This is a genomic window from Cyclobacterium sp. (genome assembly GCF_014762705.1).
Classification (GTDB): Bacteria; Bacteroidota; Bacteroidia; order Cytophagales; family Cyclobacteriaceae; genus Cyclobacterium.
Genome location: NZ_JABURL010000016.1, coordinates 62,776 through 84,355, shown reverse-complemented (window position 1 = coordinate 84,355; position 21,580 = coordinate 62,776). Strand labels below are relative to the sequence as shown.

14 protein-coding genes are annotated in these 21,580 nt (G+C 43.5%); 5 read left to right on the top strand and 9 right to left on the bottom strand.

What is annotated here, in order from left to right:
* Positions 1-42 precede the first annotated feature (42 nt).
* A complete protein-coding gene (locus HUJ21_RS02505) occupies positions 43-1,392 on the bottom strand; it encodes an efflux RND transporter periplasmic adaptor subunit (protein ID WP_291366994.1) in 1,350 nt (449 codons plus the stop codon).
* Between the two features lie 445 nt (positions 1,393-1,837).
* Between HUJ21_RS02505 and HUJ21_RS02500 the strand changes: the two genes are divergently transcribed.
* Positions 1,838-2,605, top strand: coding sequence for a class I SAM-dependent methyltransferase (locus tag HUJ21_RS02500; protein ID WP_291366992.1), 768 nt, complete (start codon positions 1,838-1,840; stop codon positions 2,603-2,605).
* Between the two features lie 27 nt (positions 2,606-2,632).
* On the opposite strand, the gene wecB is transcribed toward HUJ21_RS02500, so the two are convergent.
* From wecB to HUJ21_RS02485, 3 genes are all read right to left on the bottom strand, one after another.
* Positions 2,633-3,727 carry a UDP-N-acetylglucosamine 2-epimerase (non-hydrolyzing) gene (wecB, locus tag HUJ21_RS02495; RefSeq protein ID WP_291366990.1) on the bottom strand — a complete coding sequence of 365 codons (1,095 nt, stop codon included), beginning with the start codon at positions 3,725-3,727 and terminating at the stop codon, positions 2,633-2,635.
* Positions 3,728-3,814: 87 nt separating this feature from the next.
* Positions 3,815-5,407, bottom strand: a complete 1,593-nt coding sequence (locus HUJ21_RS02490) for an amidase (protein ID WP_291366988.1) — start codon at positions 5,405-5,407, stop codon at positions 3,815-3,817.
* Positions 5,408-5,419: 12 nt separating this feature from the next.
* Positions 5,420-6,040 carry a class I SAM-dependent methyltransferase gene (locus tag HUJ21_RS02485; RefSeq protein WP_291366986.1) on the bottom strand — a complete coding sequence of 207 codons (621 nt, stop codon included), beginning with the start codon at positions 6,038-6,040 and terminating at the stop codon, positions 5,420-5,422.
* A 236-nt stretch (positions 6,041-6,276) separates the two neighbouring features.
* Between HUJ21_RS02485 and HUJ21_RS02480 the strand changes: the two genes are divergently transcribed.
* Positions 6,277-6,810, top strand: a complete 534-nt coding sequence (locus HUJ21_RS02480) for a DinB family protein (RefSeq protein ID WP_291366984.1) — start codon at positions 6,277-6,279, stop codon at positions 6,808-6,810.
* Here HUJ21_RS02480 and HUJ21_RS02475 read toward each other — a convergent pair.
* The 3 genes from HUJ21_RS02475 to HUJ21_RS02465 all read right to left on the bottom strand — a co-directional run bounded on the left by HUJ21_RS02475 (position 6,797) and on the right by HUJ21_RS02465 (position 15,466).
* Positions 6,797-9,472: a hypothetical protein gene (locus tag HUJ21_RS02475; protein WP_291366982.1), complete on the bottom strand. Its 2,676-nt coding sequence runs from the start codon at positions 9,470-9,472 to the stop codon at positions 6,797-6,799. The two genes, HUJ21_RS02480 and HUJ21_RS02475, sit on opposite strands and share 14 nt — an antisense overlap.
* 118 nt (positions 9,473-9,590) lie before the next feature.
* Entirely contained in the window at positions 9,591-10,343 is a 753-nt protein-coding gene (gene yaaA / locus HUJ21_RS02470; RefSeq protein ID WP_291366980.1) for a peroxide stress protein YaaA, read from the bottom strand.
* Between the two features lie 2 nt (positions 10,344-10,345).
* Positions 10,346-15,466 carry a gliding motility-associated C-terminal domain-containing protein gene (locus HUJ21_RS02465; RefSeq protein ID WP_291366979.1) on the bottom strand — a complete coding sequence of 1,707 codons (5,121 nt, stop codon included), beginning with the start codon at positions 15,464-15,466 and terminating at the stop codon, positions 10,346-10,348.
* A gap of 80 nt (positions 15,467-15,546) precedes the next feature.
* Between HUJ21_RS02465 and HUJ21_RS02460 the strand changes: the two genes are divergently transcribed.
* The 3 genes from HUJ21_RS02460 (at position 15,547) to HUJ21_RS02450 (ending at position 18,820) form a co-directional block, all read left to right on the top strand.
* Positions 15,547-16,596 carry a type IX secretion system membrane protein PorP/SprF gene (locus tag HUJ21_RS02460; protein WP_291366978.1) on the top strand — a complete coding sequence of 350 codons (1,050 nt, stop codon included), beginning with the start codon at positions 15,547-15,549 and terminating at the stop codon, positions 16,594-16,596.
* Between the two features lie 12 nt (positions 16,597-16,608).
* Positions 16,609-17,838 carry a M48 family metallopeptidase gene (locus tag HUJ21_RS02455; protein ID WP_291366976.1) on the top strand — a complete coding sequence of 410 codons (1,230 nt, stop codon included), beginning with the start codon at positions 16,609-16,611 and terminating at the stop codon, positions 17,836-17,838.
* A 181-nt stretch (positions 17,839-18,019) separates the two neighbouring features.
* The gene (locus tag HUJ21_RS02450; RefSeq protein WP_291366974.1) at positions 18,020-18,820 is read left to right on the top strand and encodes a phytanoyl-CoA dioxygenase family protein; all 801 of its coding nucleotides are present in this window, start codon (positions 18,020-18,022) and stop codon (positions 18,818-18,820) included.
* Here HUJ21_RS02450 and HUJ21_RS02445 read toward each other — a convergent pair.
* On the bottom strand, positions 18,796-19,854 hold the full coding sequence (locus HUJ21_RS02445; protein ID WP_291366973.1) for an NAD(P)H-dependent glycerol-3-phosphate dehydrogenase: 1,059 nt from the start codon (positions 19,852-19,854) through the stop codon (positions 18,796-18,798). The two genes, HUJ21_RS02450 and HUJ21_RS02445, sit on opposite strands and share 25 nt — an antisense overlap.
* A complete protein-coding gene (locus HUJ21_RS02440) occupies positions 19,832-21,526 on the bottom strand; it encodes a 1-acyl-sn-glycerol-3-phosphate acyltransferase (RefSeq protein ID WP_291366971.1) in 1,695 nt (564 codons plus the stop codon). The genes HUJ21_RS02445 and HUJ21_RS02440 overlap by 23 nt, the downstream gene beginning before the upstream one ends.
* Positions 21,527-21,580 lie beyond the last annotated feature (54 nt).

Sequence of the window (21,580 nt, the reverse complement as noted above, 5' to 3'; positions counted from 1 at the left end):
TTTTTCTAGAATTTTTGAATTCAGTCTTTTACAAACTGAAAATCAAGGCGTAGAATTCTTTGATACAGAACGAGAAGTAGAAGAAAAGGAAGAATTAGCCGCTGCTATCGGCTCTTCCTCTTCCTGACTATCCTGATTTCTTTTCCCATTTAATTCTTCCAATAAATTTACAGCGAGATTTTCTCCCCAATCAGGAGTATTTAAATAAACATAATCCCCCTCATTTAATCCTTTTTCAATAACTACATCATTGGCGTTGGTTAATCCCAACAATACTTCCTGTTTAACCCCATTCCGTAGGTATACATAATTGATGCTGTCATTTTCAACATTGACGGCTTCCAAAGGCACATATATTACATCATCAAGCTGATCTGCTATAATGGCATTACTGGAGGTCATGGAAGGCCTTAGCATGGGATCACTTTCATTTACTTCGATGATTACTTCAAAAACTTTGGCGTCAGAGTTGGGTCTTTGCTGACCCACATTGGCAACCTTGGTCACTTCCCCTGTATATTTCTTGTCAGGAAAAGCATCCATTCCCAATTCTACCCTTTGTCCTACTTTTACCCTTCTGATATCCACTTCATTTACATAGGTAATACTTTGCATGGTAGATAAGTCTGGCAAAGTGGCCACTACAGGATTCCAGGTACTGATCTGAGATCCTTCTTTCACTTTACTTCCCCTGTAATCAACATAAATGACCATACCATCTTGTGGGGCCGTCACAACAAATTTATCCAATACCTCTACCATCTGGTCTACTTCCAGCTGATCCTCCCTTAATTTGGCGGCTATTTCCAACATCCTGGCTTTCTCCTGCAGGGATTTAATCCTGTACCGCTCCCTTGCCTGATCCAACTCTCGTTTTGCTTTCTCTACATTGTATTCATTCTGCTTAATAATTGCAGGTGGCTCAAACTGGGATTGTTCCAGAATCAATTCCTGTTCCTGAACGATATATTCCTGGTTGAGAATATTGTCTCTTTCCACCCGCAGATTTAGCGAAGTATCCAGTTGAATCTGCTCATATTGTGCTTTGGTTTGCTCCAGATCAAGCCTTCGGTCTTCCAATCGGCCAAAAAGTTCAGTTTTATCAATTGAGCAGATAAAATCTCCTTTTTTGACTACTGTACCTTCATCCACCATCTTGTCTATGGTAAAGTTTCCTATTCGAAATCTCCTGGCTTCTGCCGGGCCAAAAACCTGAACAGAGCGAAGGGCTTCAAGCTCACCTGAAGTGGTGATCTCAACCCTAAACTCTCCCTTATTCACATTAGCCAGAATATTGTTCTCTACTCCGGCACTTCCAGAGGCAAAGAAAAAATATAAAGCTCCGATTACGATCACACTACCAATCGCAACATATATTAGATTCTTTTTCATTATATATTAATTTAATTATACAAATATAAGCTTTTCATCACTGAAGAACCTTCCAATGAGCATTTTATATGGCCATTGAAATAAAAATGTAAGTAACGACCTATTTTATTCGTTTTTCTTTTTTCCTGCATGGACATTAACAATAAATGAATTATAATTGTTATAGGTGCTTTTTAATGGTTCCGGTTATATTTGCCTAATGAAGTCGAGCCTGACCCAAGGGACACCTAAAGCAATGATTATCCAAAATGCCAGACTTTCACAAAAAAAGATCCCCGAAACAAGTTCGGTTCAGCCTTCCCCGCGCTTTGGTCCGGGACATGTTATGACCTAATAAAAACAAATTATTAACAGATGAAATCGAGCATGACGAGAACGTCACACACTGGGATGATTATTAAGCATGCGAGATTCAATGTGACCATTAAGAAACAATTATAAACACATGAAATCATTGATCAGTTGGACCATCAGACATATACCAAGAAAATACCTGCAGCTTTTTAGCCATGTATTCTTGAGAATGGCCGCTGTATTTTACAGGGGAGATAAAGTTCAATGCAATATCTGCGGCCTTGGTTTTCGCAAGTTCCTGCCCTACGGGAGAGTAGCTCGTGAAAATGCACTTTGCCCCAATTGCCTGGGACTGGAAAGACACCGGCTCATGTGGCTTTTTCTGACAGAAAAGACAGATTTTTTTCAAAAACGACTAAAGGTTTTGCACGTCGCACCAGAGCTATGTTTTTTAAACAGGTTCAAAAAACTTCCTAACCTGGAATACATAACTGGTGACCTGGAATCACCTTTGGCTCAGGTCAAAATGGACATCCACCAAATTCCTTTTCCGGACAATACCTTTGACGTGCTTTTTTGTAACCATGTATTGGAGCATGTTTCGGACGACCTGCAAGCCTGCAGGGAGATCAAGCGGGTATTAAAACCGGGAGGATGGGGTATTTTACAATCTCCGGTATACGATTTAGCACAAACCCTGGAGGATCCTACCATTACTGATCCATCCATTCGTGAAAAAGTATTTGGGCAAAGCGACCATGTAAGGAAATATGGACGAGATTATGCTCTTAGACTTAGTAAATCGGGATTAAATGTGACGGAAAATGCATTTGTAAAAACGCTACATCAGGACTTCCTGAAAAAACATGCCCTCCCTGAAAACGAAATGATATTCTATTGTCAGAAAGGGCAAGTCTGAGGGGTAAAATGTTTTTTTTAAACGTTTTTACAATTTTTCAAGTAAAATTTCAACAATTCGTTTTGCCGTCTGACCATCCCATAAATGAGGAACTTTACCGGTTTTCCAGTTTCCTGAGAATAATTTTTCCATAGCGGGTGGAATGGCTTTTGGATCCGTACCTAACAGTTCGTTGGTACCCTGAGTAATGGTCTCGGGGCGTTCAGTGTTGTCCCTCAGGGTCATACAGGGAATGCCCATAACAGTAGTTTCTTCGGTAATTCCACCCGAGTCAGTTACGACGGCTTTGGCTTTTTCTACCAAATAATTGAATTCCAGGTATCCCAACGGATCAATCATGTGTAGCCGCTCGTGGCTAATGCCGATATTTTGAAGCATTTTCTTCGTTCTTGGGTGCACTGGAAAAACCAGGGGTAAATCCAGGGTATGGTCAACAATTTTCTGAATTAAATCCTTTAACTTTTCTTCCTGATCCACATTGGCCGGACGGTGCAATGTCATGACCAGGTATTTGCCATCTTCGAGGCCCAATTCACTCCAGACTTCCGGTTGCTGAAATCTTGGCCGGTGCTTGAGCAGCGTATCTATCATGGTGTTGCCGACATAGAAAATCCTTTCTCCTCCTATTCCCGCATCCCTGAGATTCTGGTTGGCCACTTCAGAGGTAGTGAAAAAATAATTGGTAATGCTATCGGTTACCATCCTGTTAATCTCCTCAGGCATGGACCAGTCACCAGACCGGATACCAGCTTCTACATGAGCAACCTTTACGTGCAGCTTTTGGGCAGTAATGGCACAGGCCATGGTGGATGTTACATCCCCTACTACAAGACAAAGGTCAGGCTTGCCGGATTCCATCAGCAACTTTTCATAGCCAATCATAATGGCTGCTGTTTGTTCCGCCTGGGTTCCTCCACCAGCACCCAGGTTTACGTCTGGTTCAGGTATTCCCAGTTGTTCGAAAAAGCTGCCGGACATGTTCTTGTCATAGTGCTGCCCGGTATGGATCAGCCGAAAAGTTATCGCTTTTCCATCTCCCGAAGCTGCTTTAATGGCATCAATGATGGGAGAAATTTTCATAAAATTGGGCCTTGCCCCTGCAATCAAATCTACATGTACCATATATCAAAAGTTATTTTCCTCAAGTTTACCAAATAAATTCGAAAAATTAAGAGAAGTACACGTGAAATATTCCGATGAAAGACCATTTCAATGGGTCCCGCTAATAAATTTGGGAGGTTTACGGTGATGGGTACCTTGTTCGTAGGCATAAGCTATTTCCAGCAATGTCGGCTCAGACCAGGCTGTGCCAAAAACGGAAATCCCCACAGGTAAGCCTCCCACAAATCCCATGGGAAGGGTAATGTTGGGATAACCCGCATGGGCAGCCGGAGACGAACTCCCCAGTTGAAAGCTATCACCGTTTACCAGGTCGGTTTTCCAGGCCGGGCTTCCTGTAGGGGCAATAATGGCATCCAAATCCTGGGCTTGAAGTACCTTGTCTATCCCTTCCTCCCTGCTCATCCGATTCAATGAACTGAGGGCATCCAAATAAGCCTGGTCGGTCAGGTCCCCCTTTTCCTGCGCCTGCTCCAGGTAAACCTGATTGTAATTTTCCAGAGAAATGCTGTCTTCCTTATTGAAGCTTATCAAATCTTCCAGACTCTTTATAGGAGCTTTGGGTCCCAAACCCGCAAAATACCGATTTAAACCATCCTTGTATTCATACAGCATCACCTCAAAGGAATGGGAACCTGTTCCTGAAGGTTCAACCTGCTCTATTGGAATGATGGTAGCTCCGAGACTTTCCATTTGAGCTACAGCCCTTTCCATAAGCTGGTCCACCTTAAAATTTCTGCCTGAAGGACCTTTAAACCAACCGATTCTTTTTCCTTTTAACCCATCTTCCTTCAGAAATGGCAGGTAATCGCTTTGGTAATTTCCTGCACTGCCCAGGGTTTTTTCATCTTCGGGATCTACCCCTACCAGACACCCCAGTGCAATAGCTGCATCACTGACTGTTCTGGCCATTGGACCAGGGGTATCCTGCGTAAAAGAAATTGGTATCACACCTGAACGGCTCACCAATCCTACAGTAGGTTTGATACCAACAATCCCATTGGCATGGGAAGGGCAGACAATGGATCCATTCGTTTCGGTTCCTATCGCCAGAACGGATAAATTAGCCGAAACGCTCACCGCTGAACCGGAACTTGACCCGCAGGGGTTCCTATCCAGGTAATACGGGTTTTTGGTTTGACCCCCAATCCCACTCCAACCACTGCTGGAAAGTTCTCCCCTGAAATTGGCCCATTCACTCAGATTGGCCTTCCCTAAAATTACTGCTCCAGATTCCCGTAGCTTCTTGGCTACAAAACTATCTTTCAGGGGCATAGAGCCTGCCAATGCCCTGGATCCTGCGGTAGTAGCCATTTTGTCATGGGTATCCAGATTATCTTTAAGCAATACAGGTATCCCAAATAAAATCCCGGTAACGTTGCCTTCAATGCGCAATTGATCCAGTGAATCAGCTATAGCCAGTGCATCAGGATTAACCTGCAATACCGATTTTAATTCCGGGCCTGACTGATCGATCTCGGCAATGCGTTTGAGGTAGGCCTCCACCACTTCCCTGACTGAAAGGGATCCGTCTTCATAACCTAGACGGAAGTCCTCAATCGTCCATTCTTCATAGGGAAAATCCGTTACTGCATTCTCATATCCACGCTGTCCCGTGCAAGAATAAAAAAACAATAAAAATAAGAAGTTAAGTAATTTAATTCGCCTGTAAAGTAAATTCATACTATTCATTTTTTAATTGGTCTTTTTCTTTCTTCCAAATGCCCTGATCAATGCTGCCTTACCTACATGAAATGCACCTTCATTCAGTTCTTCATGTACTTCTTCCAGCAATTCCCAGTCAAAATCAGGGAAATCGTTTCGAATATTTTCCAGTGAAAAAAGCATTCCTTCATTTTTTGGCCCTCCTGCCTTCGGGTTTTCAGTATTGAACTGCAGATGGGCCTTGCTGAAGCCCTCCAAGATTAAATATCCTCCCGGTTTTAGGAAATCACTAAGTTTCTGATGATAAACCCTGCGATTAGCTACCGGAAAATGAGCGAATATCAGGCCCAGGGCATCAAAGGTTTCTGGTTCGTAGTGGATTTCTTCCATGGCACCCACTTGATAGGAAATGTGTACCTTTTCTCTATCCGCTAGCTTTTCTGCCTTTTTTAATCCTTCCTCACTCCAATCAAACGCCTGCACCTTCCAGCCGGATTTGGCTGCAAAGACGGCATTCCTGCCCTCACCTTCCGCCGGTAACAATAATTTTCCCGGTTTTAGCCCTGACAGTCTTGAAGCAAAAAATGCATTAGGAGCTTCTCCATAGACATATTTTTCATCTTTATACCTTTCGTCCCAGAATGTTTTCATGATCTCCAATTATTAAATGTAAGCTTAAATTGCTATTTTCAATTAATTTATTATCCAAAATCCGCAAACCTGTCAGGTTTATATTGATATTCAACCAACATCAAACTTTGAGTGGAGGAAACCTGACAGGTTTTTACCCCGATTAATCAGTTGATTAAAGTGTTATGTTGCGGATTTAAAGTATTACTTAAATAACCAATGTTAAAACATATGGTGTACAATAATCAAAAATAACCATGAAAGTTAAAGTGACCTTTATCCTATTCCTGATGAATGCTTTTGTTTTTATGAGCATTGGACAGGAAGATCCATTTCTAAGGGATTTTTTGGAAAGATGGGAGAATTCCAAAAAATATTTTCTTGCCGTGGCAGAAGCCATGCCTGAAGATAAATACCATGAAAAAGTCTATGAAGAAGGGATGAATTTTGCGGAACAATTAATGCATGTGGCCCTGATAATTGACTGGCATGCCTTTAGCAAATTTGATGGCCGGGAATCTGGCATTCGGTGGGAAGAATTTAAATCCGAAGGAAAAACCAAGCAACAAATGATTCGGATAGCTGAAAAGGAATTCGATCGTGCAAAACGATTGATAGCTACTTTCGATCCCGAAAGACTAGATGAAAAAGGGAGCTATGCCGATTTTACACGCACCAGAAGACAATTCCTCCTTTTGTTGGCAGACCATGTAAGCCACCATAGGGCCCAGATGATCGTCTACCTCAGGCTCCAAAACATCACGCCACCCAATTATATCAATTACCAATAACCGTGACGGATCTTTTCTCGGTTTTATCCAAACCCAAAACCTCACTCCTGTATTTAACAATCATCGGATAACTACCTGAAATAGCTTGTTTCCCGTCTACCATTCCATCCCAAATACAAACCGAAAGTGATCCATCTTCATTCTGGCTTTCACAGTGATAAACCAGGGCACCATTTCTATTGTAAATAAATATTTCTACCCAATCTATATCTTCATCGACAAATAGTTTAAAATCCCTTTGAGGATCTCCCGGGATTAGGGCATTGGGGTACCTTACCAATACCTCGCATCCCTCCTCCACCACAAAGGACACTACCTGCTCGCAGCCATTATCGTCAATGACCGTAAGTTCATAGGTTCCAGGCGAGGTGGGTCTGTAACTAGGAGTATCACTGACTATTGTTCCCTCCAAAGACCAGGAATAAGATGCAAACTCTCCCGGTGATATGGTAGGGCTGATATTTTCAGCACTACACAAAACATAACTATCTGCCAAATCAAGGCCTTGCGCCTCAAATTGGGCAACTTCGTAAACCGCACTTTCCAACCTGCAGTTTATTTCATTTCTCAAAACAACTTCGTAAACGCCGGGTTCTTCAACCTCAATTTCCATTTGACCATCCAATTCAAAAAGCCAGGTATTACCCAACTCCGGATCAATCTTATACCATTCCACCTTGTTGCCAGGATCTCCGGAAACGACAGCCTGCAACCGGGTAAAAGAATCACCACTGCACAAGGGCGATCCCTCGATATAAACCGAGCCATCATTGGCCTGAATACTCACTTCAAATGAAATGGGATTCACAGGGCAACTGCTGCTCGACCGAGGCTGAACCTCCAACAAAAATGTACCAGTGGTAGGGGGGAAAAACTCCAATTCTCTGCCCAATATGGTCCGATCTGCTGACATCCACCGAATAATTACATCTCCGGGATTATTATCAAATAACTCTGCACTAAAAATCTGATTTCCGAAACAATCAATAACACGCTGGCTGTAATCGTACTCCAAGGGCTCATTTACGGTTACTTCCAAAACTCTCGTTCTGGGACACAATGGTGAGTCGGGGTCCGCTGGACGGCCAGTAAGCCTGTAGCTTCCAGTTTGATCAATAGCGAAACTCCCATTAGCTTCCCGACTGACTTCATTGCCGGACGGATCAATTAAAGTAAAGCTAAGGTCCTGTCCGGTTTGTGGCACAAGCTCATACCGCTCACAGACTGTAAGCGTGGAAGGGACAGAAAAACCGACCTGATTGGGGCCCTCCACTTCATAAACTTGCGATTTAGTGCTGCTACAGGCATCATTATCACTTACTTCTACCCGGTAATTCCCTTTGGGCACCTCTACCTCAATTTGTGTTTGATTTTGAAAATCATCCTGAAAGATGTCTCCGTCCTGTGAGGAAATCCGGTAGGAGCCTGAAACCGAAAGGCCTTTAAAATCCAAAAGAAGCAGGCCTCTCCCTGCACCTGAAGCAGTACAACTGGAAGGAGATGAACTGACATCAAAATCTATTCCTTCATCAGGGTTTTCATTTTCTATGCTTATGGACTTGCTTATTGTACAAGTACCAACGGTTGCAGTGACGGTATAGACTTTGGGATCAAGGTCTGTGATGGTCCGTTTTCCATTTTCAGGAATTTGATTGATGGTTTCAGGCTGCCCGCCAGAAATGGTAATCGATGAAATGGCAGTATTGGCGGTAATCTCAAAAACGCCATTCCCTATGGCACAGCTTTCAGCATCGCTTATTTTACTTAATGTAAAATCCGGAGCGGGCCTTATTTCAAGTGGAAAAGATTTCTCCACATTGCAACCTGGTCGCTCAGGATCTTCTACGCTGAAAAAAATCGTGTAATTACCCAATCCCTCAAGGTTATCAGTATTCAGATTTAACTCGTAAGCATTTTCAATAAAAGTCCTTCCCTGCTGACCATCTTTACTGTAAGCCCAGGAAGCCAGATAAGGTGCATCAGGACGAAAGCTAACAGTACTGCCCAAACAGGCCACCTGAGCCGATGAAGCCACATTTACCGCTATGGAAGGACCGACAAAGGTAGTCGCCACAGCTTCGCAAGCTACTGAACTCACTTTAGCGTAATACCTTCCTGGTTCGGTGGCGATATAAGTATTTCCCGTACCTAAAACAGTATTTGCTGGGTTCAGCCACTCAATGGTATATCTGGAAAAATTTGGATCATTGGGGTCTAGTGCCTGAAGGGTAACCGGATCATTGCCACAAAAAACCACATCAGGCGGCAAAACAAAGGAGGGTCCTCTTTCCACACTCACGGAAAGGGTTTCCTGGTAATAGTTTTGATTATCTCCCCGGATCACCCTCAGGCTTACATCAAAAACCCCGGTGGAAGTGAATGGGAAAGTAATTTCCTGAGCCTGAGCCCCTCCTGACTCATAAAAAATTTCAAAACCGGAAGCATCGAGGATACTCCATATATACCGATCTGTAGCCGGGTCACCTCCCGCAGAAAAATCCCCGTAGGCAAAAGCCCCATTCAGGCAAACCCCTTCAGGACCTTGCAGATTTGGTTCTACACGCAAAGATGCCGGTATTTTCATTGAGGTAATACCAATGGTAAAAACCAGTACCATGGATACAGCAAATAAAGCAGTTGCAAACTTTTTTGGCACCGACATATTGGGCAAAATTTATAAATCAGGTAAAATTAATCAGACCAGGGAATTGGATAACATATATGGTACCAGTTTTTTGCTTTTCTGAATTAATTGCCTTTTCCAATAGCTAATTCTTCAATTACCGAACAAAAACCCACTCATCAGTTCCACTTTTATTCGCAGCAAATTCGTATCCCTCCTGATGAAATGTTTTCAATTCTTCCGGATTTTCGATTTTATTTTTGATGATAAAATCAGTCATCATCCCTCTGGCCTGCTTGGAAAAAATGCCTATATTTTTGTAATCCCCATTCTTAAATTCTTTAAAAACAATTTCAATTACTCTGGCCTTCAGTGCTTTCCTGTTTACTGATTTGAAATATTCCTTTGAGGCCAAATTAATAATCGGCGCACCAGCTGCTGCTTCATTTATAGCAGCGGTTATTTTATTTCCCCAAAAACCATACAAATCCTTCCCTTTTTTATTCTTTAGTTTTGTTTTCATTTCCAGGCGGTATGGTTGAATAAGGTCCATAGGCCGTAGAAGTCCATAAAGTCCGGATAATATCCTGAGGTGCTCCTGGGCAAAGGCAAATTCATCTTCCGAAAAAGCATCCACATCTATATGGGTGTAAACATCTCCTTTAAATGCCAAAAGAGCCTGTTTGGAATTTTCAATGGTAAATTCATCCCCAAATTGCTGATACCGTTCTTCATTCAGCCGGGCAATATTATCACTCACATGCATGAGTTCACGTATCGCTTTACTTGATTTTTTTTTCAAAATCCCAACCAGTTCTTTGGTTTCCTTTTGAAATGCTGGTTGGGATATCAATCCTATTTCTGTGGTACTGTAATCCAGTGTTTTTGCGGGTGAAATCAATACTATCATCGTCAATCTATTACTACTATGGCTTCTCTTAAGGTTCTTGCAATCATTTGTTCTTCGTTGGTAAACTTCACAACCACAGGATATGTTCCCACTGGAACTTTTTTTCCATTGACTATTCCATCCCAACTGCATACGGACACGTTTTCGGCAACATTGGTCTCTTCACAAAAATAAACCAATTCTCCCCACCGGTTGTAGATATAAACCACCAATGTGTCTATCTGTCCCTGGGTATAAATTACGAAATTCCTGTTTGGATCGTCCGGCCTGATGGCATTGGGAAACCTAACGTCAATATCACAAATTTCTTCTACAGTAAAATTTATAGTGAAATCACAGCCTGCTTCATCCATAACCCTCAACTCGTAGGAACCGGCCAATTCAGGAACAAATGCCGGTTCTTCGCTAACCAGCACCTCATCCCTGTACCATTCATAGGATGCCCAAATCCCCACATCCAGGGTAACCAAGTCTCCTGTTGAATTGCATATTTCATAATTATCCAACAGTACAGGGGGCGTGGCATCGGAAAAAATAATTTCTATGGATTCCGACCCAAGCAGACATCCGGTTGAGCTAAGCAAACGAATCTCGTAAGTACCCGGATTTTCAACTACCAAAACAGAATCCGATTCTCCCACAATCCTTGTGCTTCCTGCTCCTACCTGATAATACCACTCAATCTGCTCAACCTGAGAAAAATCCGCTTCAGCAATGATTTCGGTACTCAAAACTCCCCCACATAAACCCGGACTACTCAAAACTACCTCAGCCTCATTTCCGGTGCCGATGGAATATATTTCCGGATCAGGGACTGCACAGCCTCCCAAATCTGTGACTTCCACCAGGTATTCCCCCTGAGGCAAATCCACCTGAATACTGTCTTCACCTGCAAAAGTCGCTTCAAATTCTTCTCCTGTTGTCAGGTTTTGAATGCGATAGCTGCCAGAAGCAGGACCATTGTTAAAGAAAATGGAAACCGCCCCCTCCTGGACACCATTTTCCGTACAGGATTCAGGAGCAACTTCAACATCATAAACTGTATCTGAAGGAGGGCTGGCATTTTCGATTACCGCCACCTGGGAAGCAGGACACCCGCCTGAATAAGCCGTAAAAGTATAAGTCCCCGGAGCAAGAGCAGTGAACTCAATTTCTTCACCCGCCTGAAGGTCCAGAAAAATTTCATCTGTATCCTCAGACACCAAACTGTCCAAAGGAGTGCCTGCTTCCAAAAGAATGCTACCATCTCCTATCTCACAACTTTGAGCAGGACTTATGGCTTCAATTATAAATTCGGGAACGGGGTTAACCAACAAACTGGCTGTTCTCTCCACCGTACAGGTGCTGTCTTGTGGGTCCCGGGCCTGGAACAAGAGATCAAATGAGCCTGGTCCCTCCAGATCTCCTGTATTGATTTCCAGCACCTGAGTATCTCCCAACACCTCAAAATCACCACCTCCCGACGGCCTTATGGACCATAGTCCGGAAACAGGTGTGTCCGGATTGAAGGTAACATCCTCACCATAACAAACCTCTTCTGCGGACTGCTCCAGTTCAAATTCAAAGGGAGGACCAACGAATACCGATTGGGTAACCGGGCAGGTTTCAAATACCTCATCATCCGCACCAGCCGGCAGGGCATAAGATACCGTTACGGTGTATATACTTTCTTCTGTCACTTCCAGTTCATTGGAATCTCCAATAATTTCCCCTGCCGCATTCTCCCAGATAAATTCATATTCAGACAAGCGTGGATCTTCCGGATCCACAGCCACTAAATTCTTTGTATCACCACAAAGTGACACCTCATCAGGAAGGATGATTTCAGGCGAGGCCAATACTTCCACCTCCATAGAAAAAACCTCCTCCCAGGGTGTCCCGCATCGGTCAACTTCCAGTTGTACGGTAAATACCCCTACCGTGTCAAAAGCATATTCCAGATCCTGAAAATCCTCTCCTCCATTTAGGAATTCGTCCACCACTTCTCCATCCTCGTTGAAAATGGTCCAGTTATAGGTATCTATATCCGGTTCTCCTCCCCCTTCAAACAATCCAACAGCCCCTTCTTCATCACTCAAGCAAAGTCTGTCAGGACCATTAAGACTGGGATCGGGTATATTGCTGCCTGAATTTTGAACAAAGGCCGGCAGACCCAGATTACTGGTTCCGGGCATGGCATCCACTGCATTCTGGTTAAATGTGGAGGGGTTACACCCAGATCCAATCTGTATCTGACCAATCTGGTTTGACCCTACAACTGCCACATATATCTGACCATCAGGACCAATTTGAACTGCTCCTAAATCCAGACCACCTGTTCCTGACACAGTAGCTCTGCTATCAAGAATACAGCTCTCAATGGCATCCTGATCTGTTGCATTAACAAAGCATTCCGAGCAGGCAGAAGTATCCGGGCTATCCGGGTCATCTTCATCTCCTGCCTCTGTTTCCTGGATGTAAAATTCCTCCACTCCCGGGCCACCATTTCTGTAAGAAACAAATATCCTGCTTGCATCCGAGGAAAACTCCAATCCATAGATATCTCCATCACTACCCAAATCCAGGCTTGCATATATTTCCAATTCACCGGTACTTTGGTCAAAGTCGAAAATATCCACCTTATTGGTTCCTCCTTCTGAATAGGCCACAGCCAGTTTGGAGCCGTCACCGGATAGTTTCATTGTCCCGATGCCATCTCCAAAATCATGGTTGCCGCCAATCGAATTAAAAACAGGTTGACCAATCCCTTCACTGGAAACAGGATACATCCTAAAGGTATCATTGCCCTTTTCGTGAAATACTACCCATGTAGTATCTCCGGAATTAAAGGCTGTGGCATGCTCCGTGCTCGGACTGAACAAAAAATTATCTTTTGTGACCACATTGCCTATACCATCCGGATTATCCCCTTTGATATCTACCAATGAATACTTTACCTCATTTTCACCACCCGCACCCTGCTGGGTGGTGAAAAGGTAATATAAAGTTTCATCTGAAGCTACTGGAATTGCAAGCACACTACCTGTAGAAATGTTATCTCCACCTATATCTTCTCCGTTTTGCATGGGGTTGCCATTCAGGTCCCATACGGTTTGGCCATCGGTATAAAAAAGCACCTGACCAGCCTGGTCTGAAACGGTGGTGACTCCTGCAGGAATATTTTGGGGATGAGGGTTTTCTATTGGCCTGGGTGTAGGCGCATCCGGGTCGTCGGGATCAGGATTGAAATCCAGGCCTGCACCATCTCCAAAGTACCAGATATTGTTAGACTGGTCTTCCACATCCCACATTTTCACCCGGATACTGGCATAGGCGTAACAACTGGATCCCTGCTCCCGTACAAGCACCCAATAAAATCCGGGTCTGCAAATTTCGTTTGGTGCTTCTGGCCCCCAACCTTCTTCCCGCTTATTCGACCAAAAGTATTCATAGTTTTGTTGTTGTTGGCCCTGTCCTCCTCCGGGTTGTTGTCCTGTCCCGGGTATACCACCTATACCTCCACCCCCGCCTGGCTGGCCGCCACCCTGACCACCACCCTCTTCACCACTCTGGGCCTCAACCAATGGCATCAGATCCAGACAGGAAGGGTCACAAAGGGTGGTATCGGCAGGATTAAACTGAACAGTAAGGTTATTTTCAGTAAATGTTATGTTTTTGGTTACATTACTGGTTTCGCCATTGGCGTAGGTAACAGTAAGATTTACAGTGACTTGTTGTTCGGAGGTAGCGTCCCTGGGAAGAAGAAGGTGTTCTGCATTCAGATCCATCTCAATTTCTTCGCCTTCTTCATCCGTAAGGGGAGGCAAGATCTCCCACTCGAAACTTACCGGTTGGTAGTTCAAAGGGCTAACCATACTGGTAAGCTGCAGGGGATTGTTCATACAGGGCATTTCCGGTTGCCAGGTAAAATCGGCCATGGGGTTTACATCTGAAGTTGGTGCAAATTGGGGGAAAACCGTACCACAAAAATCTGCACCATTGAAGGGTAATTCCTCTATATCCACACCTGCCAGGATCCACTCGTCGGGATTGGTCACCCTTCCAACGTATTGAGGGCCTCCCTCTACTTCTTCATAGATGTAATACAGCTGATCATCTGGTCCATACTTGAGATCGTATATGCTATGAATCTCATTGGCCAGGGGTAGATTAACCGGCCCGGCTTCAGGGATTTCGGATGGGTCTAATTCAGGATCAATCTCCTCTTCATTGATAAAAATCCGAAACAACTCATCTCCCCGGGAATAATACAAAAAATCTCCTTCCGGAGAAACAGAAACCCCACCTATTGAATCTGTACCTCCTGTGCCTTCAATGGGTTCTGGCGTTCCAAATAAACCTGAATCCGGATCAAATGGAACAGCCAGAATATCCTCACCCGTTCCTGCCGGTATCAGGTAAAGGGTCTCCGATGCTTCATCAAAAAATATGGAAGCAGGGTCCGCATCAAGGGACAAAGTTGCTGTTTCTGTAAACTCACCCTGCAAATCTTCCAACCTACGGGAAATCAAATTTCCACCTTCAACACTCAATAAATAATTGGGGGAACTTCCCGATTTGACTACCAAAATGGCTCCTGTAGCATTACCAATGGTGCCGCCCGCAGAAACTGCTCCTGCAGGAGGCTGATTCAAAGGGGCACCCCCCTGCTCGTTCATGTCAACCAAACTGTACTCCAGCTGCCCTGCCGGACTGATATAGAAAATATAAAATTCCTTCGCTCCTCCGGGGTTTGGATCAAAATCCAGGGAGGCTATGGCTACTGATTGCCGCTCAGTCTCCATTCCCCCTAACTCACCCACTACGCCCTGCATGGCATCATTGAGGTAATTGTATACCAGTGCTCCGTCTGTGTAGAAAAGGATTTCTCCAGTGATGGGGTCAATGGCCATGGCAGCGTTATTCTTGCCCAGAGTAATATTTCCGGGAAGGGTGGCTACCTGAGCCCTCCCATCTTTTCCAAAAGAAATATAATTGTTTTCTCCCCCTTCACAATATCCAAAGATCCACTCATTGTCATTAAAACCCTGAGAATACCCCATCAAGGGGACATTCAGACCAATAAATAAAAATATTGCTTTAAAAATAAAATCAAATATGGTGTTAAAATAGTTAGATTTCATAATTTACACGCTGCTTTACATACCCAAGGAAGCAGCAAAACGTTTATAAACTGTTTGGTATTCAATAAACGAATAAATCTTTGTTTCAGTCACAATTAAATACAGTTTTTTTAACGCTACTAGCAATGCTAGTTGCATTGACCTCTTTTGGGCAGGATCCCCAATATAGTCAATACTATGCGGCTCCCTTGTACCTCAACCCTGCATTCGCTGGATCAGAAATAGCCACAAGGGTGGGGGTCAATTACCGGAGCCAATGGCCCGGACTGGAGGCTAGCTTTACGACTTTCTCCGCGTATGGTGATACATTTGTAGAAGAATACAACACAGGAATCGGATTTCTGGTAACCAACGACGTGGAAGGTGCTGCCGGTTTAAGATCTACTCATGTTTCAGGCTTGTTTTCTTACGAATTAAAACTGGCCGATAACCTGTACCTTCGACCGGGATTTCAGGCCAGTTATATGCGAAGGGATATAGGATTTTACGAAAATCTGGTCTTTGCCAACCAAATCAATCCCTCGGATCCATTTGGACCCATACTACCCGGCAATGACCTGCAGGGCTTCGGTGAACCGGTAAACCTGTTGTCCCTTTCTTTCGGGGGATTGATCTTTACAGAAGATTTTTGGTTTGGTCTCTCCACGCATCATGTCAACCAACCCAATCAAAGCTTTATTGAGGAGGGGATCAGCAGGTTACCCATCAAATATTCCATTCATACAGGTTACCGGATTTCCCTTGGGAGAGGTGCGCCAAGGCGGGATTTTACCCATACATACAAACAGCGGTATTTTACGCCTACCATCAATTACAAGCGGCAAGGTCCTTTTGAACAACTGGATCTGGGTGCCTACATATATATGGAACCCATTGTTTTTGGCCTTTGGTACAGGGGATTGCCTTACAAGCCTATAGAAAACCAAAGTAACCGGGACGCCCTGGTAATGATGGTCGGCTTCAACCTGCCATCTGGTTTAAATGTGGGTTACAGTTTCGATTATACCGTTTCCCAATTGGGCATTCAGTCGGGAGGAGCCCACGAAATCAGCATATCCTACATTTTCCCTCCAAGCAATCCCGGAGCACCCAGAAAAAGAGATACCATTCTTCCTTGTCCCAAATTTTAATAAGTTTGCAACATGGACCAGGAAATTATAAAATACCTTTTGATGGGGATCATTACCCTTACTTTCATTTTTGATAAAACCATCAATTACCTAAACATTAGCCGAAAGATTGGGGACGTTCCCGGGACACTGGATCAATACCTGAGTCCCGATAAATTGAAGGAAAGCAGAAAATACCAGCAAACCAATTATACTTTTGGTTTATTTACAGGTGGATTTAGTTTTATACTTACCCTGATTTTTATTGCTTTTGGCTTTTTTGGCTATCTTGATGAATGGCTCAGGCAATTCGGCCTCTCCCACATCCCTTTATCTATAGTTTACTTCGGGATTCTTTTTATTGGCTCAGACATTTTGTCTATACCCTTTGATTATTACCATACTTTCAAAATAGAAGAGGACTTTGGGTTCAACAAAACCACCGTGAAAACCTTTTTTGCTGATAAAATCAAAGGCTACCTTTTATCCATCATTGTCGGCGGAACGTTGCTCTTTGTATTGGTTTGGCTGATTTTGGAAATTGGACGGGATTTCTGGTGGATATTTTGGATAATTGCCGCCCTTTTTATGGTGTTTGTCAACATGTTTTACTCCGGGCTGATACTCCCCCTATTCAATAAACTTACTCCACTGGAAGAAGGGGAACTTAAAAACAAGATCATGGATTATGCCAGGTCTGTAGGTTTCCCCCTGGAAAATGTTTTCATAATGGATGGGAGCAAAAGGTCCTCTAAGGCAAACGCTTTTTTCTCAGGTTTTGGGAAAAGAAAAAAAGTCGTTTTATTCGACACCCTGCTTGAACAACATACCCCCGAAGAATTGGTTGCTGTCCTTGCCCATGAAATCGGGCATTATAAAAAAGGGCATATCAGAACCGGGATGATTACCGGCATTTTACAGACTGGGATCATGTTGTTCATCCTCTCTCTTTTTATATTCAGCGAACAGATAAGTTATGCACTGGGGGGAAATCAAATGGCCATTCACCTGAATATCATCGGTTTTACCATGCTATTTTCTCCCATTTCTACCGTTCTTGGTATTTTCATGAATTGCCTGAGTAGAAACAATGAATTTGAGGCGGATGCTTTTGCCAAATCTACTTATGCCGGACAGCCGCTGGCTGAGGCCCTCAAAACCTTATCCGTAAAAACACTGTCCAATATCAACCCGCATCCCCTATATGTATTTGTGAATTACTCTCACCCCCCACTATTGAGCAGACTTAAAAGACTGGAATAAGGCTTTGGGATTTTTGACCTTTAATCTTATATTTAATTCAAATTGAATCCCTTTGTAGGTACTTTCGGCTGGTTTCCGGAAATCCGGTTGAAAGAATGCAGCAGCAATTACCTGCTTTCACGGAGTATTTCAATTGCAGTTTTAGGTGTTTATAAATAAAAACTTACCCCCCCGAATAACCATGGATCAAGTACTACAAAAAATGGGTGTTGAACAGGACCTTCTTTCACCGGATGAGAAAAAAACATTAAGTGAGAACGGATACGTTAATTTAGGGAAATTGCTTTCAGATGAACATTTGAATCGCATTCGCATCAGGGCCCAAAAACTATTGGAATCAGAGGGAGATCAGGCGGGTATTGAACTGGTGCAATCGCCCAATATCAGACATTCCAAAGAGCCGGGCGCCCACAGACTAGGTGATCTGGTCAATAAAGGGGAAGAATTTGATATCTTTTACACCCACCCAAAAGTTTTAGCAGCAATTGCTTTTGTCTTAAATGCGGATTTCAAGTTGTCTTCATTGAATTACCGGGCTGCACTGCCAGGTGCCGGCTTACAAAAATTACATGTAGACTGGCCGGAGGCAGTTGCCAAAAATGATTTTATGGTGTGCAATTCCATCTGGCTTCTGGATGATTTCAGCCAGGAAAACGGGGCTACCCGGATAGTGCCCGGAACGCATTTAAAATCTGCTCTGCCTCAGGATGTCATGGCAGACCCCATGGATCCACATCCGGAAGAAATTATCATCAACGCTCCTGCAGGATCTGTGTTTATATTTAATTCCCATGCCTGGCACGGTGGCACCAAAAACGGGAGCAATGATCCAAGAAGAGCCATTCATAGTTACTTTTGTCGGAGAAGCCAAATTCAACAAACAGACCAAAAGAAATACATCCAAAAACAAACACTGGATAGAATCAGCGCAGAAGCTGCGCATATTCTGGATGTAGATCATAAGAAATCTATATCTGTGTAAATCGGGTATTTCATCAGGTATTGCAGTGCCGTTTCCACTTTAAAGTCTTCGAAAAGCACCTTGTACAAATTTTCTGTAATGGGTGCTCTTGTGTCTGTGGATTCCAGATAAAGCTTGATCAGTTTTACGGTATTGATGCCTTCCGCTACCTCTTCCATGTTTGATACGATGTCATCCAGGGTCTCTCCCCTTGCCAGTCTGAAGCCCAGGGTGTAGTTTCTGGAAAGCGTGGAATTGCAGGTAGTGACAAGGTCTCCAATCCCTGCCAGGCCCAGAAAGGACTTGGTCTCTCCCCCCATGGCATTTCCCAAATAGATCATCTCCACCATTCCCCTGGAAACCAGCAAACCTTTGGCATTGTCGCCCAGGCCCATTCCTGAGAGTGCTCCTGCTGCGATGGCTATAATATTCTTCAGCACTCCGGAAAGCTCCACCCCTACTATGTCCGAATTGCCATAGACCTGAAAATTATCTGACCTCAACAAGCGCTGTCCCTCACTGATCACCTCGTCATATCGGCTGGCAATGACAGTTGCTCCGGGTTGGTCTTCCAATAATTCCTTTGCCAAATTAGGCCCCGCCAGGCAACCGATCCTTTCCACCACCGTTTCCTGAAGGATCACTTCGCTCATGGTACAAATATTCTCCCGCTTGATTTGATGAATATTTTCCAGATTTTTCCCTTTTGGTAAATTCAACGATAGTCCCTTGGTCCCATGAATTAAAAAATGATAGGGATGCAGGTATGGCGCAAACTGAACCATTACCTCTCTGAAAGCAGCTGAAGGGATCATGGGAAACATAATATCACAAACTTCGCAGAGCATTTCCGGATCACTGGTAGCCTGGATCTTTTCTTCCAATTTTCGGTTTTTCACCATGTGCTGTTCATTGATTGCGTCAACTACTCCCTGATCTCTGGCATAAACCAATACTTCGTTTTTCTCAGCCAGCAAATTGGCAATGGCTGCACCAAAACTACCGATACCAATAACACCAATGGGTTTGATTTTAGATGATTTTTTCCAATTCATAGCCATCCAGTCTGTTATGGTAATAATACAATAAACTAATATCTTCCGTCACTATATGCCCTTGCTCATTGCGAATCAATGGCCTTTTGGCATGGTACATGCCGACATTTTCCAAGCCATGCCTGATAATTTCTTCCAAGGGCATTTCCAAATGCGGTGCCATGTGCAGTTTTCCTTCCTGCCGCAATTTCTGGATACATTCCAAAACCTCCGCTGTGGCAGCTCTGAAGGTTTCATAGGATAGATAAATGTCTTCTTCCGGTAGTCTCAGCAAGCTAAATAAATCCAACTTCTTATTGGCCTTTTTGATCAGGCGAAAAGCGGTAAAAGCCACCAGGTGGCTGCTAAAAACCCGGTTGATTTTATGAAATTCTTCTACTATTCGCCGCCCCAGCTTTTTGGTGTACTCTTCCTCCCTTTGTAAATCTACGGTGACTTTGCCATTGGATAAAAAATAATCCCTGCAATCTATGGCCCTGCCTTGCTTATCCCTGCTGTTTCCTTCCACATCCACGTGGTTGCCCAGTATATCCATGGCCTTTCCTATAGATACCGATATGTCAGAACCTTTGGTAAAAAACTTGACAAGGAATTTAGAAATTTTATAAGAGGTAGAGAACTCATCTGATTCATGGTAATACCTTTCCTGCCCAGTGAAATTGAGATGGTCATGAATTAGGCTCGGGGCTTCCAATACAAAATGATAATTTATGGTAACAGGAACGATAAAAACCTTTCCAAATTCCTTGTCCCCATTCTGATAGTTGGCCCGCTGCGCCTCAATAGCCGTACTCAGTAATCCCAGCTTCAATTTAGATTCTATGTTTCCATTTCTCGAACGGGTTCCACCTGGAAAAAACAGACTGTGACAACCAAACTGAATGGCTTCCCGGGAGTAGGTTTTCAATGTTTCCAGATAAACCAGATTCTTTTTTCGCCGATCAACCTTGTAAGCTCCCAGAGCGTTCATGAAATAAGCGAAAATCTGGATATTAAATAAATTCAATCCCGCACCGTAAATAAAAGGAGGAAGTCCAAGGGTGTTGATGGTCCATCCTATTAATATGCTGTCCAGATTGCTGAAATGGGTAGGCACCATCACTATGGTACCCTTGGATGCCAACTCCCTGAGCTGATCTGTCTCTCCAATGATCTGAATTTTATCCTGAAGGCTATATTGATTGCTGAAAACAGATTTAAAGCCTTTTACCCTGGCAGTATTCAATAGCCTTGAAAAGCCGAAAGTAACAATGCTTCGGGTCATTTTATAATGGCTGTGTTTGAAATTACTGGCAATTTCTTCTGCATACCGGAGCGTGATGGAACTTAGAACCTCATAATATTTTTCTTTTTTTTCATTTTCCAAGGATTGCTGATCGGCTCCTATGACCAAAAGTGCTGATTTCACTTTAGACCAAAATACCGCCTCATCCTCTGGATCCACAAGCCAGGGATTCTGTTTGATTCTCATCCTTTCCCTGTAGAGCGTCAATTCCAATTCTTCCCTCAATGCCTGCAACTGGTTACCTGTCAGGCTTTTGATCCTTTCTCTACTTGACGCTACTACTTGCTGGATAAATTCTTTTCTGCTTTTGCTCAGCTTCACCACAGGCCACTCGTCCTTTTTAGGTAGAATGGGGGCATACTGATGTTTGATATAGTCGTCTGTCAAGAGAATGTCATTTGGTTGGTCAAAGATAACCAAAAATAAAATTCATTAAACAGA